This window comes from Ruficoccus amylovorans (genome assembly GCF_014230085.1).
GTDB lineage: Bacteria > Verrucomicrobiota > Verrucomicrobiia > Opitutales > Cerasicoccaceae > Ruficoccus > Ruficoccus amylovorans.
Genome location: NZ_JACHVB010000012.1, coordinates 379968 through 396528, shown reverse-complemented (window position 1 = coordinate 396528; position 16561 = coordinate 379968). Strand labels below are relative to the sequence as shown.

The following is a 16561-nucleotide window of genomic DNA, read 5'->3' as shown; positions in this document are numbered from 1 at the left end:
ACGGACTACTTGCGGCGGCGGCGGAAGACCAGCAGAACACCAACTGCCAGCGCCGATACTCCCATCGCATAGTGGCCAGGCTCGGGGATGGCAAACGTATAAACGCCCTTGCCCAGGAGGCTGGCCTCGGAGGTCGTTGTGTAAAAGACGATGGCGATCGTGTCGTCCGGAAAGACCGCGCTGCCGTCATTGGCGTAGGTCGCCGACAGGCTGATGGAGAGCTCCTGCTGGATCGTGGTGGTCGCGTAGGGCGAGATGGCCGCTCCGCCATCGGTGACGGTTACACCGGTATTCCAGACATCATTATCCTGCTGGAACGGGAAGTCATTTTCCCAGGCGACTTCCGCTCCGACGATCCCCAACCCGTACACATTAAACCCAGTGCTAGGGTCGTTGTCCGTGTCGATGCCGATATAGATGTTGGTACCTCCGAAGTTCACGGCCACCTCGGCGGTGTACACCACCCGCAGGTAGAGCTTCTCCCCGTCATTGGCGACGGACATCGAAGCGAACTGCACCGGCCCGGCGGCCATGGGTGTCTCTGTCGTCAAGACGGGCACGTCGTCCCAGTCGGAAAAATCCCCGTCAATTGTGATCGTCTTGTACGTCCCGGCATGGACGGTGGCGCAGAACCCGAGTACTCCCAGGAGTCCGGCGAACAATTTGATACCTGTGTGGATTTTTGTCATAATCTGTAATGGTTGGTCGTTTGAGTTTCAGGGAAATAATGGACAACCGTCTGAAGCTCCCGATTGGTTAGTTTTTATACAGCTTCATTAGTTGCGTAAACGGTTTCACTCTCATTGCAGTTTTCATGCCATACCAGCCTCGGCTGGTTTAAATTGATCAATATTTCGCACTTCGCAGAACGTCCGGGTCTCGGCGCTCTGCTTGGCGGCGAGGCAGGCGTAAACGCTCTGTAATCCGGCCCAGATACTGGAGATCGAGCTGGCTTCACCGCGCACGACCTTGACAAAGTTCTCAGCCAGTACGCCGTCGCCACCGTGGTGGTTCAGCTCACAGTCCACTTTGATCGTGTCCTCGAACGGGCGCTGATGGTGCACGATCTTCGCCATGTTCTCATACCAGTCGAAGCGCAGCGTACCCCGATGTCCGGAGAAAGTGGCCCCGCGGGCGGCTGCCCCGCGCCGGGAATAAAACACCTGCGTGTAAAGCGCCTGGGTGCCGTTCGCGAACTCGATCAGCGCACTGGAGGAATCCTCGTTCATGCCCGTTTTTTCCGTGCCAACCTGGTCATAGTAATAGCAGTCCGGGTCCGGCTCACCGTCGGCCAGGCTGGAGTCGCGATAGACCCGGCCGCACGACTTCATGGCAGCGACCCGCACGATCGGGCTGCGCAGACAGTACGCCAGGTAGTCGAAATCGTGAGTGGCCTTTTGCAAAAAGAGCCCACCCGTCACGCCGTAGTCTCGATACCAGGAGTTGAAATAAACGTCGCCATAGGGAACGTAGTTGACAGCCAATACATGCTGCGGAATCCCGATCACGCCCTCCTCCAGCAGCTCCTTGACCCGCACGCAAAGAGGCGATGTCCGCAGCGGGAAGCTCACCACGACCTCGGAGCGGGAGTCCTGGAACGCCTTTTCCAGCATAAGCGCATCCTCCATCGTCGTCGCGACCGGTTTTTCCAGAAACAGGGGCAAACCTGTCCTGGACGCTTCGACCGCGTACTGCGCGTGCAGGTTGCAGCGTGTCCCGATCGCAATCGCATCGACACCGGCGGCGATCAGTCCTTCGCAGTTCTCCACGAACTTGACCGCAGCAGCCTCTTCTTCGGGCAGTGCCTTTTTTACTGCCTCCTCGTCGGGATCAATCGCGGCGACAACCTTCAACTCGGGATCCGCTTCGCGCATGCAGTTATTGACCATGTGACTCAGGCGTTTGCCCATACCAATCACTCCGATTTTCATGAGCCCATGCAATCAGCCTTCTTATACCGAGTCAAGAAAAAGCGTAACCGTTTACACACACATATAAGAAAATCCCCATATCCTCACACACGAGAGTAGCCATAAGAATAAAGATACTCACAAAACCAGACGACACAGAGGCGCGCTGCGCCGCTGCCGCTTTCAGTCCCGGCCCATCTTGACAGGCCCAATTGAAGCGCGTTCGATCAGGAAAGTGCTCACGGTATGCATAAACTGAGCGCTGTCCTGTCTGTCGCCGTTTGAGGAATCAATCAATTGATCCAGCATCTTCACCGCCCCCTCGGCAATACGCGCCCTGGGGACACCGATACTCGAAAGCGAAGGCACCGTCTGCGAGCTCAGCGCCAGGTCATCCATCCCGACAATGGACAGATCGCCGGGCACGGACACCGACTGGCCGAGCGCCCCCTGCAAGGCCCCAAAAGCGAGCAAGTCCGTGCAGCACATAACCGCTGTGATTCCTTCCTTTAAAAGCCCGGAAATAGCCTGCTGCCCATCCAGTATCGTCTTGGATGGTTTAGTGACGAGTGACTTGTCAAAGCGAATCCCGTTTTGCTTAAGGGCGCGACGGTAGGCGTCAAATTTGCTCTCATCGGTCTGTCCGCGAATGAACCCGATCCGCCGGTGCCCAAGACGGACGAGGTGAGAAACCGCCTGATTGATGCCGCTTTCAAAGTCCAGATGAATAAAACCGCGAGACGGGTTGTCGGGCCAGATCTGGTTGGAAATCACCACCGTGGCGCACTTGCGAATGACATCCTCCAGCCCTTCCAGACTACGCAGGCTGTCAGTCACGATGATGACGCCGTCCAGCCCCTTTCCCGCCACCAGATGATTCAGTTGCAAGTCCTTGCGCGACTGACTGCGCAGAACCAGGTGCAGGGATACACTGTGCTCGGCGCAGGTCTTGGCGATTTCCTGCGCCAGTTCCATATTGTAGTAGTCGAAGATGATCTCGTCGCCGAACGTGTAGTACAGGCCGATGACACCGCTGAGTTTCGACGAAAGGCGGCGCGCATTGATGTTCGGACTGAAGCCGTGCTTGTGCGCTTCGCGCAGGATGCGCTCCTGCGTCTTTTTGCTGATGCGGCCGCGTCCGGAAAAGGCCCGAGAAACCGTGGCCGTCGATACCCCTACCAAAGTTGAAAACTCACGAATGTCCATGACTGCGCAGGGCGGAAGTGATTACACTCACGCCTCGATGCCCACTGTGCCCGCTCCCACGGGAAAGGTAAAGGACAAACGTTTACACAAAACCGGGTCGAAATCGCCGTGACCACTTATGGCGTGCATGGCGGAACGCACCGCCCTCAGCGCACTTCAACCTCGTTGAGCCAGAGAATGTCGGGCCGCGCCGACGGTCCCTGTCGCGCAGGCTGCCGCACGACAAGCCCGACCAGGCTCGCCGGGTCGAAGGAAACCGTCGTAACCTCTGACTCCGGCTCGGGTGAATAGCTCGTCAGCTCATAGACCGAACCATCCGGGCGCACGCCTTCGATGATGCCGGACTGAGAGGTGTAGATCACGCCGCCCTCCCGGTTCCAGTAGATTTTTACCTCGCTGACTTCGCGCGGAGCCGAAAAATCAAATCGTACCCAACGCTCACCAGGCGCGTCCTCAGAGGCCCAAGCGGCTTCATTGAAGGCCATCCCCTCGGCAGCAGCGGTTACCCCGTCGCGCAGGACCTGCGCGGAGTAGCCGGGGAAGTCGCCACTGGTGCTGACCGAGACCGAGCTGTCGCGCACGACACTGGCCTGCTTGCCCAGAAAGGTCACCTCAACTTCTGCCATAAAGACATCCAGTCCGCGCGTCTGCGCCCGGAGGCTCACGCTGCCCTGAGGCTTGCCGTTGGAGACGACGGGCAGATAGACCTTGCGCTCCTCCTTCGCGGCGAGGGAGATGTCCGACTGCCCCTTGCCATAATCGCCGCTCCACTCGATGAGCAACTGCGCGGGTTCATCCAGCAGATTGCGCACGCGCAGCGGGATGCTGGCCTCCTCCTGGACCGAGAGAATGCGTTTGTCGAGCAGCACGACCGAAGCCGGATCGCGCAGCGTCCAGGCGAAAGGCTGGCTCAGCGTGTGAGGCGTACTGGAACCGTTCACGGTAAAAGTCGCTTCGAGCACGAAGTCGCTGCATTCAAAGTCCGCCGGGACAACCACCGTCATCCCGCTGGAGTTTCCTGCGGAAATCGTGAGCGGTGTTTTCGATAAATTGAGCGCGCCGCCATCCGCCAGCTTGAGCGCGAGCGCGGTGACTTCGATCTGTGAGGCGGACGCGTTTTTCATCTCCAGCCAAAGCTCATTCTCCACTCCGCGCAGCAGCGGCGGCGAAGCTTCCAGCCCCACCAGCAGACCGGCCTTTTGCTCCTTTTGCAGCGAGCGCAGCTTACTGATCAGGCGGGCGGCATCGCCCTCCCCGTCCCGCCAGTTTTCGAGAAAACCGATCTCTGCCGCAATGTCTCCGCCCGGCACCAGCGCGAACACGCGGACCTGCCCCGGCTCCAACATGACGGGAACGGTCCCCGCTCCACCGGCATCGGTGAAAAGCCAGCCCGCCTCGCCATCCAACGGATTTGTCCACAGCCATTCGCCGCTGTCGCGAGGGAGCTGGACATCAAGGTAGGAACTGACGGTGGACGCGCCCGAATTGCGCGCTGTTATAAAAATAACCGGCTCACCTTCGCCATAAAAATGCTCGACCTGGATCTCCGGCTCGGACGTGCTGGCGATCCCGGTCGGCTGCCAGCCGACCGCGGCCAGTCGCTGAATCCACGGCATGTAGCGTTGGAACCAGGGACGATCCCGCTCATACCATTCCGCATTTTCCCAGTACGGATCGTTGGCCGCGTCGTGACTGAAGAGGCTCGGCTGAAACGCCCAAAAGAGGCAGTCCTCAAAATAGCTTCTGGCGAACTGCGGCTCGAAATGGTCGTACTCGCCGTTCATGAGAAAGCCCCACGCCTTCTGCCCGGACATGGCGCGGCGGTAGTTCAGATCGCGATCGCTCATGCGCTCGTAGCGGCCCTTGCTGAACCAGTGCGTCTCCTCGCCGGGGATGTCGATCAGCGGCATGAAGAAGGGGAAATTCCAGCACGGGAAATTGCCCATCAGGTACTTGCCCTTCGATTCGGCGTAACCGGCCAACGCAGCGATAAATTCATAAGCTGCGATGGGCGTCGCCAGCCCGGGCTTGAGCACATCGGCAGTGAATGTCGCCGGATAGTCGGCCACGGCCAGTGCCTCGGGATTGTAGTCCATGATGAACATCGCGCTGAGCGAGTCCAGGTAGATGCCGTCCACTTTTTCGTGGTCCATCTGCTCACGCATAAAGGCGAACTCGGCCATGGCACGGTTGACCGACGCGCCCGGAGCAGTGGGAAGCTCGGGATCGGTGCTCACCTCCATGCGGCCACCGGAATTCCACGGCACGTCCTGAAAAGTCATGACAATGTCACCCTCCGGCGAACGGGCCGCCCCCAGTAGTCCGCCCGAGGCGAATTCGGCCGCCTTTCCGGTGCCCCCCGCAGCGAGCCGCTTCATCAGGGCCAGAGCTGTCTGCGGCGTGCGCTCCATCCCCTGCGGCATGGGCAGCCAGTACAGCCACGGCTCGGTATAGACGAGGGTGAGCACGCCGTTGTCATGGCAGAAATCCACGTCAGCGCCGATGGCTCCGCCCTTTTCGTAGTAGGCGAACCCGAAGTCCTGCGGGTCGCGGATTTTGGAAATATCGGTAAATGGCATCCACAAGCCGACCTCGGCAGGACGGCGCTCAAACAGCGCAGGGTTGCGCGTGTAAAGCTCCCCCAAAGCTTGACGAAACGCCTGCTGCTCGGGCACATCGCGGGCGCGCAGAGTCAGGTGTGTGACGGCTTCGTTGGGAAATTTCAGGGTCAGCGGCGTCAACGCCACATCGTAGTGAATTCCGAATACACCCTGCGCCGGGCGGGCGGATATTTTAAAAACCACCGGCTCGCTCAGGTCGGTCTCCAGCACGAGCGCCCGGTCATCCGCGCTAATGACTCCGAGCGGGTATTTCGAGACCGCCCCATCCATCCCGTAGGGGCTCGCGCCGGTGTGCGCGTACTCGGCGCGCCCGCTGGAGACAGGCTCGCGATACTCGACATCGTCATGCCAAACCCAGTCCGCCGCCGGTATTTTTACCCCGACACCGAGGCGAAGCAGCCGTTCGCCGGAACTTTTGAGGCGGGTGTAGATGTCCATGTCCGCGTTTTCATCCAGACGGGAAAAAACGCTCCAGTGCACGCCCCCGGCCTCGCCTGCCCACCGGGTCCACTCGCCCGATACAGACTGCGAGGCGGGCGTCAGCGCAACCGTCGCCCCCGTCTGGGCATCCTGTAGCGTAAAGACCAGAGGCAACGCCTCGTCAAAGCCCTTCGCCTTCCACGCCGGGGCGGCCAGCGGAGCCGACGTCCAGTCCAGCCCGTCCATGAGCCGGTCAAATCCTGCGTTCAGCGAAGACGGTGCAAAGGCCATCAACTCGTCGAGGGAATAATTTTTAGGCCCGACTTGTCGGTCAGGCCCTTGGTAAGAATATTCTTTGAGTTCGGACCTTTTCGTTTTTTTCATCCCTGTGCCGGGGTAGCGGTCGATCACCTCCCAGTTTGTATCCGTTTTTTCGATACGGTACTCGATGACATCCCCGTAGTCCACAGCCTCGATCTGGTAGAGGACCCCCGCCTCCCTGATGTCGGGGGTGAGTTGGCCGAGCGGTGTCCAGTCCCACCCCGTGCCCGAACCAGTGTGCTTGTAGAGCGTAAGCCCCTCGATCATGTAGTCGGCCCCGGCGGGAGCCAGACCGGTTGAGGCGTTGCCATCCGTATTGATAAAGGCACGGAGGCGATTGGGGTCCAACCCCTGCCCGAGGACGGCCACCGCCAGGCCTCCGGTGGGCGTGCGGTAGAGGTTACCGCTCAGCGAAGCGCTGCCCGAGACCTGCGGCACCGATCCAAGGCGGGAGGTGTCCACCGAGACCGCGCCCTCCGCGGGAAAGCGGTCCGTGACCTCCCAGTTGTCATTAAAGCTTTCCACAAAAAGCCGCAAAATCCGCGGCTGCTCGGGCAGCGCCAAGGTATAGACGAGGCGACCGCCTTCGACCGCATTGGGCACCGGACCGAGCGAATCCCAGTTCCAGCCCGTCGCCCCCTTGGGATAGGCGTAGAGGGTCGCCCCCTCGATCATCAGGTCTGCGCCTTCGTCGCCAAAGCCCGTGGCCCGGCTCTCGTCGGTATCCAGCATCACGCGGGTGTGTATCGCGTCCGCCTTCGGGGCCACGATCACAACCTGCACCTGCCCATCACCGGTCTTGCGCACCTCCAGGCTCTCGGCGGCGTACGCCCCCTCATACCATCCGAGGCCCATGAGGGCGATCACCGCCACCCGTAGCAACGGCATCGAACAACCTGACACACCCCGAATGACACGAAAAAATAAGGAGGAACGCATAATAAAAACGATGGTTTTCAATTAGCCCGAACTGGATTTTCCAGCATTTGCGTAAACATTTACGCAAATCGTATCCTCGTCAAGCTACATTCGACACGGGGGCTTACCTCCGACCTTGTTCTTGAAACCTTAAGCCACAGACGACCAATTATTTGTAATAGCAACGCTGGCGCTCAAAAAAACACGTTTTTCAGTCAGGGCTCACGGTGCCGGTTGACGCGGACTCGATTTTATTTTCGTCATTATCCTTCTAAAACCAAGGAACCACGCGCCCTGCAAATCCACCATCGCTACAAGTGCGTACAACCTGCTAAAATCAGCTAAGATCCTAATAGATACGTTCTTCCGCTTGCATAATCAGCATAAATAACTTCCATTAGGCCGACTGATTTTCAATCCCTCGTATTATCTGCATGAAGAAACTTCTCGCCGCTAACCGTAGTGAAATCGCCGTGCGCATCTTTCGAAGCGCCACCGAACTGGACATGCGCACCGTCGCCATCTATGCGCATGAGGACCGCTTCGGGGTCCACCGCTTCAAGGCGGACGAGGCCTACCAGGTCGGCAAGGACAAGGGACCGGTAGCAGCCTATCTGGACATTAAGGGTATCATCACCCTCGCCCGCGAGAAGGGCGTGGACCTTATTCACCCCGGCTACGGGTTTTTGTCTGAAAACGCGACCTTCGCGAAGGCTTGCCACGAGGCGGGTATCGTCTTTGTCGGACCGCGCCCGGAACTGCTGGAGATGATGGGCGACAAAGTGCAGGCACGCCACGCGGCGGAAAAGGTCGGCGTCCCCACCCTGCCCGGCACCCCGGACCCGATCAGCGACCCGAAGAAGGCGATGAAGGCTGCCGAGCGCATCGGCTTCCCGCTCATCATCAAGGCCGCCCACGGCGGCGGTGGCCGGGGCATGCGCATCGTCCGCGACCCGAAGCAACTCCAGTCCCTGCTGGAGGAGGCGCAGCAGGAAGCCAAAGTCGCCTTCGGCAACCCCGAGGTTTTCCTGGAGCGGTACATTTCCAAGGCCAAGCACATCGAAGTGCAAATCATCGGCGACCAGCACGGAAACGTCGTCCACCTGCACGAGCGCGACTGCTCCGTGCAGCGTCGCCACCAGAAGGTAGTCGAGATAGCACCCTCGCTCGGGCTCCCGGACGAGGTGCGGCACGCCCTCTGCGACGCCGCCGTCAAGCTCGCCAAGAGCATTCGCTATGACAACGCCGGGACGGTGGAGTTTCTCTACGACCAGGAGACGCAGGAGTGGTTCTTTATCGAGATGAACCCGCGCGTCCAGGTCGAGCACACCGTGACCGAGGTCATCACCGGGCTCGACATCGTGCGCTCGCAGATCCTCATCGCGCAGGGTGAGCCGCTGCACGGCCCCGCCGTCAACCTCCCCGCGCAGGACAAAATCGCCCGCAACGGCTTCGCCATCCAGTGCCGCATCACCACCGAGGACCCGGAAAAGCATTTCACTCCCGACTACGGCAAGATCATCAACTACCGAAGCGCGGCGGGATTCGGCATCCGCCTCGACGGCGCGATGGGCGACACCGGGGCGGTCATCACGCCGTTTTACGACTCGCTGCTGGTCAAGCTGACCGCCTCCGACGCGACCTTCCAGGGGGCCATCCACCGGATGGACCGTGCGCTGCGCGAGATGCGCATCCGCGGCGTAAAGACGAACATCCCCTTCCTCGAAAACGTCATCGCGCACCCGATCTTCGTCAGCGGCAAGGCCAGCACGACGCTCATCGACACCACGCCCGAGCTGTTTAACTTCCAGCCCCGGCGCGACCGCGCGACCAAGCTGCTGCGCTACCTGGGCGAAGTCATCGTCAACGGCAACCCGCAGGTCAAGGGCCGCCCCGAGCCCGACCGCAGCCTGCCCGTGATCGTGCCCGAGTGGGAGCACACCACCGCGCCCGCCGACGGCACCCGCCAGCGACTGCAAAAGCTCGGCCCGCAGAAGTTCGCCCAGTGGGTGCGCAAGGAAAAACGCCTGCTGGTCACGGACACGACCTTCCGCGACGCGCACCAGAGCCTGCTCGCCGCCCGCGTGCGCAGCTACGACATGCTCCAGGCCGCCCCCGTCATGGCCCGCCGCCTGCCCAACCTCTTCAGTATGGAAATGTGGGGTGGAGCCACCTTTGACACAGCCATGCGCTTCCTGCACGAGTGCCCCTACGCCCGCCTGCGCGAGTTGCGCGAGCGCGTGCCCAACGTGCTTTTCCAGATGCTCCTGCGTGGGGCTAACGGCGTCGGCTATTCCAACTACCCCGACAACGTCATCCGCGCCTTCGTCACCCACACCGCCGAGGCCGGGATCGACCTGTTCCGCGTTTTTGACAGCCTCAACTACCTGCCCAATATCAAGGTCGCCATCGAGGCCGTCACCGGGCACACGGACGCGCTCTGCGAGGCCGCCCTGTGCTACACCGGGGACATTCTCGACCCCGACCGCGCCAAGTATTCGCTGGAGTACTACGTGCGCCTGGCCAAGGAACTGGAGAACATGGGCGCGCATATCCTTGCGATCAAGGACATGGCCGGACTTTGCCACCCGCTCGCGGCGGAGAAGCTGATCAAAACCCTCCGGCAGGAAGTCGGCATCCCGATCCATTTCCACACCCACGACAGCAGCGGCATCGCCAGCGCGAGCATTCTCAAGGCGGCCGAGGCCGGAGCCGATATCGTGGACCTGGCCATCTCGTCGCTCTCCGGGCTCACCTCACAGCCGAACCTGAACTCCGTCGCCCACGCCCTGCGCCACAGCCCGCGCGATACCGGGCTCGATCAGGCCACACTCGACGAGCTTTCGTTGTACTGGGAAGCCGTGCGCCAGTCCTACGGGCCGTTTGACACCTCACCCAAATTCGGGAGCGCCGAGGTTTACCGGCACGAAATGCCCGGCGGCCAGTACACGAACCTGCGCGAGCAGGCCACCGCGCTGGGCCTGGGCAAACGCTGGCCCGAAGTTGTCCGCTACTACCGCGAGGTCAACCTCATGCTCGGGGACATCGTAAAAGTCACTCCGTCAAGCAAAGTGGTGGGCGATCTGGCGATTTTCCTGCTCTCCAAGGGGATCGAACCGCGCGACATGCTCAACCTCGATCCCGGCTCGACGCCCTTCCCCGCCAGTGTGGTGGACATGCTCTCGGGCGGCCTCGGTCAACCTGAAGGCGGCTGGCCCAAGCCGCTGCAAAAGGTCGTGCTGGGCGACCGCAAGCCCTCGACCGGACGCCCCGGCACGAAGGCTCCGAAGATCGACCTCAAGGCGGAAAAGGCCGAGCTGGCCAAGCGCCTCAAGCGCGAAGTCAGCGACGACGACCTCTTCGACCACCTGATGTACCCGGACGTCTTCACCGCGCTGGAAAAGGCCCGCGCCGACTACGGCAACGTCTCCGTGCTGCCGACTCCGGCCTTCTTCTACGGGCTCAAGCTGGGCGAGGAAATCACGGTGGACATCGAGGAGGGCAAGACACTCTACATCCGCCTGACCGGCATCGGCGAGCCCGACGAGGAAGGCGTGCGCACCCTGACCTTTGAGATCAACGGGCGCGCCCGCGAAACCTTTGTCGCCGACGCCGCTGTCAAGCCCGCCACCGAGCACCGCCCGCAGGCCGACCCGGCCGACCCGCGCCAGGTGGCCGCACCAATCCCCGGCATGATCAGCGGCCTCAACGCCACCGTGGGCCAGAAGGTGGCCAAGGGCGACAAGCTCGCCGTGATCGAGGCCATGAAGATGCAGACCACCGTTTACGCCCCGCAAAACGGCGTGGTGGACGAAATCCTTGTCAAAATGGGCGACAGCGTACAGACCAAGGACCTCCTCATCCGCCTGCGCTGAAGCAGCCAGCCGGGTGTCCGGTTTTTCATCAAAAAGCCGAGTCCCAAACGCGCCTCACTCCGGGGCGCGTTTTTTTTGCTCACCGGCTGAACCAATCACACTCACCCGAACATGCCATCCTGCCAGGCCTGCGCGATGACGAGCACCCAGACGACAAGGACGTTGACGAGGGAGAAAAAGACGGCGGCGCTCCCCATGTCCTTGGCCCGGCGGGCAAAGGGGTGTGTCTCCTGGCTCACGTAATCCACGGTCCACTCGATGGCGGAGTTGAGGAGCTCGGTGATGAGCACCAGAAACAGGCTACCGAGCATGAGCGCCTTTCCCAGCAGGCCAACCGGCAGCAGCGCGGCCACCGGTACGAGGACCGCGCACAGAATCATCTCCTGCCGAAAGGCTGACTCCTGCTTGACGGCGGCGCCGATCCCCTGCAGCGAGTAGCGCAGGGCGTTATAGATGCGCCGCAGGCCACCGGTGGACTTGTCCTGGCGGACAGTGTCCTCGACGGCGCGGGCGGCGGGTTCCGGCTGGCGTTCCTGCAACATAAATTTCCCCAAAGGAAAGCCGCGACGTAAATCGCGGCTTTCCGTTAAGGCAAACTTATAAGGCGTTCGTCACCAGCTTGTAACAAACACCACCCCACCCTGCGCCGCCGGATCGGCTCCGGCGCACGCGGGGCGGTATTGGTTAATCTTAAAGCAGGCTGAAGCTGACGGTGACGCCCGCCACCACGATGGAGACCATGCTCATCAGCTTGATCAGGATGTTGAGGCTCGGGCCGGAGGTGTCCTTGAAGGGGTCGCCCACGGTATCACCGATGACGGACGCTTTGTGGGCTTCGGAGCCCTTGCCGCCGTGGTGGCCTTCTTCGATGTACTTCTTGGCGTTATCCCAGGCACCGCCGCTGTTGGCCATGAAGACCGCCAGGGCAAAACCGCCCGCGAGCGCGCCACCGAGCAGGCCGAGCACACCCGGCACACCGAAGACGATCCCGACCAGCACCGGCACGATCACAGCCGTGAGCGCGGGGAAGAGCATTTCCTTCTGAGCGGCGAAAGTCGAGATGGTCACGCAACGGGCGTAATCCGGCTCGGCCTTGCTTTCGAGGATACCGGGTATCTCCTTGAACTGGCGGCGAACCTCGTCCACCATCTGGGAGGCGGCGCGGCCCACGGCATTCATGGTCAGCCCGCAGAAGAGGAAGGCCATCATGCAGCCCAGGAACAGCCCGATGATCACCTTCGGGTTCATCAGGTTGACCTCGAAGACATTCATCATGTCGAAGAGACTCAGGTTGGTCACCTCGTTGGCCGAGTGCACGACCGTCTTGTCCGGGAAGGTGAACTCGCCCAACTGCGCCATGACGCGGTTGATGCCGATCTTCAGTTCCTCGATGTAGGAGGCCAGCAGCGCGAGCGCGGTCAGCGCGGCCGAGCCGATAGCAAAGCCCTTGCCGGTGGCGGCGGTGGTGTTGCCCAACGAGTCGAGCATGTCCGTGCGGCGGCGCACTTCGGGGTCCAGGCCGCTCATTTCGGCGTTACCGCCGGCATTGTCGGCGATGGGGCCGTAGGCGTCCGTGGCCAGGGTGATGCCGAGCGTCGAGAGCATGCCGACCGCGGCGATGCCGATCCCATACAGCCCCTGTGACATGGTGTCCGAGTCAAACGTAAAGCCCGTGGCCAGCAGGTAGGCCAGCGTCGTGCCAACGCAGACCGCCAGCACCGGGTAGGCAACCGAGAGCATCCCCTCGCCCATTCCCGCGATAATGACCGTCGCCGGGCCAGTTTTGGCCTGTTCGGCGATGCGCTGCGTCGGGCGGTAAGCCTGCGAGGTGTAGTACTCGGTGGCGCGGCCAATAACGATACCCGTGATCAGGCCGACCACGATCGCACCCCAGATCCCGTACCAGTTGGGGATTTTCAGGAAGTACAGCACGAGGGCCGAGAAGACGATAATCAGCGCCGAGCTGACGTTGATACCCTTGCCAAGTGCGCCGAGCAGGGCCTTGCTGTCCGCGCCCTTTTGTACGCGAACGCTGAATATCCCCAGAATAGAAAGCAGCGTGCCAAACGCACCGATCAGCATCGGGGCGATGACGGCCTTCATCTGCACGTCCGTGCCTGCGCCGAGGAAGGCGGCCGCACCGAGCGAGGCCGTAGCCAGAATCGAGCCGCAATAGCTCTCGTACAGGTCCGCACCCATCCCGGCAACGTCGCCGACGTTGTCACCAACGTTGTCGGCGATGGTGGCCGGGTTGCGGGGGTCGTCCTCGGGGATGCCCGCCTCAACCTTGCCTACAAGGTCAGCACCAACGTCAGCGGCTTTGGTGAAGATACCGCCGCCCACACGGGCGAAGAGCGCCTGCAGCGAGGCCCCCATTCCGAAGGTCAGCATCGTGGTCGTGATGATGATCAGGTTGTGGCCTTCGGCCTCGCCAATCGGATAGAAGTGCGAGAGCACCAGGAACCAGATGGAAATGTCCAACAGACCCAGGCCGACCACGACAAGCCCCATGACCGCGCCAGAGCGGAAGGCGACCCGCAGTCCGTGATCGAGGGAGTCCTTGGCGGCGTTGGCCGCACGGGCGCTGGCGTAGGTGGCGGTCTTCATGCCGAAGAACCCGGCCAGCCCGGAGAAGAAGCCCCCCGTCAGGAACGCGAACGGCACCCAGGGGTTTTGCAGCTTCAGGCCGTAGGCCAGGAACATGAAGACCAGCGTAATGACGATGAAGACGATGCCGACGACCTTGTACTGCTGACGCAGGTAGGCGTAGGCGCCAGCCCGCACATGCGCGGCGATCTTGCGCATCGTCTCGGTGCCTTCGTCTTCGGCCATCATCTGGCGGAAGAAATACCAGGCGAATGCCAGGGCGACCACCGAGCCGACCGGCACACACCAGAATAACGGATGTATGGAATGCATAACTAAAGTGTGGATAAGATTTTTCTATACTGGATCGTAAGAAGCCGATCTGATACTAGCCCATGGAGGACTCGGCGGAGCGCCACCACTCGTAGTACTCGCGCTGGAGCTGGTCCATGCCCGGCATCGGGTAGTAGAGCATCTTGCCGCCGCCGCCCACGAAGAAGCCATGTTTGATCGTGCGGTACATGAGGTCGCCCGGCATTGAGCGTACCACCGTCTTGGTCTTCTTCGTCGGGTCGTTCTTGACCGCCAGCAGGCAGTCGCGCAGGTGGGCGATGTTCGGGTAAGGCAGGTTGTCGGCCTTGGCTTCGGCCGGGTCTTGAGCGAGGCCGTCGAGGGCCAGTTCGCAGAAGACGATCTTATCCACAGAGACCGGTTCGTTGCGGTCCGTGATCCGCTGGCAAAAGGCCGACGGGTTCAGGGTGCTGGCCACGCGCGGGCGCAACGGGCAGATTTCCTGGTAGAGGTGCACCGGGTCTTCGTCCTTTACCGCGTACTCCTGGGGCTCCAGCGCGAGCATCTTGCCATCATCGGTGATGAGGTAGAGCTTGCCCAGCGCCTCCAGCGGCACGTGCTCAAGCACCCGATAAATCGACAGGTAGCTCGATTTACGCGGACGCCCGTCCTCGTGCGGGACGCAGCGCTTTTCGATCTGGTCCAGCTTGAGGTAATCCGAGGCGAAGTCGCGCTTTACTTCGAAGAAGAGCGCGCGGCCGCGGCTGCGTTTTTGTGTCCCGGTCGCGTAATAAGCGCCGAACTGCTCCGGGGGAAGCATCGAGGCTATCAGCGACTCGGGGATGAGCGATAGGTATAAGAACGTTTGCATAACTCTTAGTCCATGATCACAAAATTAGCTAAGCTTAACAAAGGCAAGACCTTTATTAGCTATAATACTCCAGCTAATGAACTCTTAAACCGGTGCTTAAGTTACCCTTCAGTGACATAACGGCACAAAAACAGCACGGCCTAGTATTGTAACCTGTTTGTCATAAACACAGCTTTGACGAAAGGGCTTGGCGGCGTTTTATTGGCGTCAACCTCAATCCCCGATACCCATGCGCAAATCCTCTCCGGAAAAAACCTCTCCCTCTGCGTCCACCTCCAAGTCGAAACTCACCGGCAAACCCGGCAAAACCACCGCCCGCGCCCCTTCGTCCAAGGCACGGACCAGTCCTCTAAAACCGAAAAAAGCCGCCCGCCTCCTCAAGCCCGCCAAAGTCGAAACCATCGCCGAAAACGTGACTGCCGACGAAAGCGCGTCCAAGGTGACCCCCGCACCCGCGAACGTGGACACAGAGCGCGAAAAAATCCTTGATCGCAAAAGCAAGAAGCAGCTCAAGAAACTGCTGAGTAAAGGCAAACGCTCGGCCTACGAAAGTCTCCACGAGGAGATCATGGATGACCTGGTCGAGGAGATCGAGCACGACCTGGAGGACATCTTTGAGGAGCACATCGGGGTCAAGGCCGGGCTGCGTCCGCAGGTGGACCCCAAAGCGCGCCTGAGCTTCCGGCGCTTTTACTTTCAGGAACTGCGGCGGCTCCAGATCGAGCTGGTGCAGATGCAGGACTGGGTCGTTGAAACCGGGGCCAAGATCGCTGTCATCTTCGAGGGCCGTGACGCCGCCGGCAAGGGCGGCGTGATCAAGCGCATCACCCAGCGGCTCAACCCCCGCGTCTGCCGGGTGACTGCCCTGCCCGCCCCTTCCGAACGCGAAAAAAGCCAGTGGTACTTCCAGCGCTACGTGCCGCACCTGCCCGCCGGGGGCGAGATCGTGCTCTTCGACCGCAGTTGGTACAACCGCTCCGGCGTCGAGCGTGTGATGAATTTCTGCAACGAGGAGCAGGTGGAGCAATTTTTCCACGACGTGCCGATGTTCGAGCAGATGCTGGTCAACTCCGGCGTCCGGCTGATCAAGTACTGGTTCTCCATCACCGACGAGGAGCAGGAGTTCCGCTTCCAGTGCCGCATTCACGACCCGCTCAAGCAATGGAAACTCAGCCCGATGGACCTCCAGTCGCGCGTGCGCTGGGAGGACTACACCAAGGCCAAGGAAGAGACATTCGAGCGCACGAGTTTCCCCTACGCCCCGTGGCACGTCGTCGAGGGCAATGACAAAAAGCGCGCCCGCCTTAACTGCATCCACCACCTGCTCGACCAGATCCCCTACAAGCCGGTCGAGCGCGACGAGATCAAACTTCCCAAGCGCGTTCACCACGAAGACTACCACCGCCACCCCGTCCCCACGCAAATGAAGGTGCCCGAGTACTACGAATAGCCGGTCCTGATTCCTTTTTATTTAACAGGAAGCATGGGACGTGAGGAAGGCTGCGCCTCCGAACTGACTTGGCGTTCTTTCCGACCTTCCCG

General features: G+C 61.1%; 9 protein-coding genes. 2 read left to right on the top strand and 7 right to left on the bottom strand.

Annotated features, from left to right (window positions below):
- Positions 1–5: 5 nt before the first annotated feature.
- From H5P28_RS02735 to H5P28_RS02720, 4 genes are all read right to left on the bottom strand, one after another.
- The gene (locus H5P28_RS02735; RefSeq protein ID WP_185674160.1) at positions 6–689 is read right to left on the bottom strand and encodes a hypothetical protein; all 684 of its coding nucleotides are present in this window, start codon (positions 687–689) and stop codon (positions 6–8) included.
- Between the two features lie 123 nt (positions 690–812).
- Entirely contained in the window at positions 813–1931 is a 1119-nt protein-coding gene (locus H5P28_RS02730) for a Gfo/Idh/MocA family protein (RefSeq protein WP_185674159.1), read from the bottom strand.
- 162 nt (positions 1932–2093) lie between these two features.
- Positions 2094–3116, bottom strand: a complete 1023-nt coding sequence (locus H5P28_RS02725; RefSeq protein ID WP_185674158.1) for a LacI family DNA-binding transcriptional regulator — start codon at positions 3114–3116, stop codon at positions 2094–2096.
- 146 nt (positions 3117–3262) lie between these two features.
- The gene (locus H5P28_RS02720; protein WP_185674157.1) at positions 3263–7366 is read right to left on the bottom strand and encodes a hypothetical protein; all 4104 of its coding nucleotides are present in this window, start codon (positions 7364–7366) and stop codon (positions 3263–3265) included.
- A gap of 464 nt (positions 7367–7830) precedes the next feature.
- On the opposite strand from H5P28_RS02720, the gene H5P28_RS02715 reads away from it, so the two are divergent.
- Complete coding sequence (locus tag H5P28_RS02715; RefSeq protein WP_185674156.1) at positions 7831–11271, top strand: pyruvate carboxylase; 3441 nt, start codon at positions 7831–7833, stop codon at positions 11269–11271.
- Positions 11272–11372: 101 nt separating this feature from the next.
- Here H5P28_RS02715 and H5P28_RS02710 read toward each other — a convergent pair whose 3' ends face one another.
- From H5P28_RS02710 to H5P28_RS02700, 3 genes are all read right to left on the bottom strand, one after another.
- Positions 11373–11813, bottom strand: a complete 441-nt coding sequence (locus H5P28_RS02710) for a diacylglycerol kinase (RefSeq protein ID WP_185674155.1) — start codon at positions 11811–11813, stop codon at positions 11373–11375.
- A 148-nt stretch (positions 11814–11961) separates the two neighbouring features.
- Complete coding sequence (locus H5P28_RS02705; RefSeq protein ID WP_185674154.1) at positions 11962–14190, bottom strand: sodium-translocating pyrophosphatase; 2229 nt, start codon at positions 14188–14190, stop codon at positions 11962–11964.
- 55 nt (positions 14191–14245) lie between these two features.
- On the bottom strand, positions 14246–15019 hold the full coding sequence (locus tag H5P28_RS02700) for a hypothetical protein (protein WP_185674153.1): 774 nt from the start codon (positions 15017–15019) through the stop codon (positions 14246–14248).
- Positions 15020–15587: 568 nt separating this feature from the next.
- Between H5P28_RS02700 and ppk2 the strand changes: the two genes are divergently transcribed.
- Positions 15588–16469 carry a polyphosphate kinase 2 gene (gene ppk2 / locus H5P28_RS02695; protein WP_185674258.1) on the top strand — a complete coding sequence of 294 codons (882 nt, stop codon included), beginning with the start codon at positions 15588–15590 and terminating at the stop codon, positions 16467–16469.
- Positions 16470–16561 lie beyond the last annotated feature (92 nt).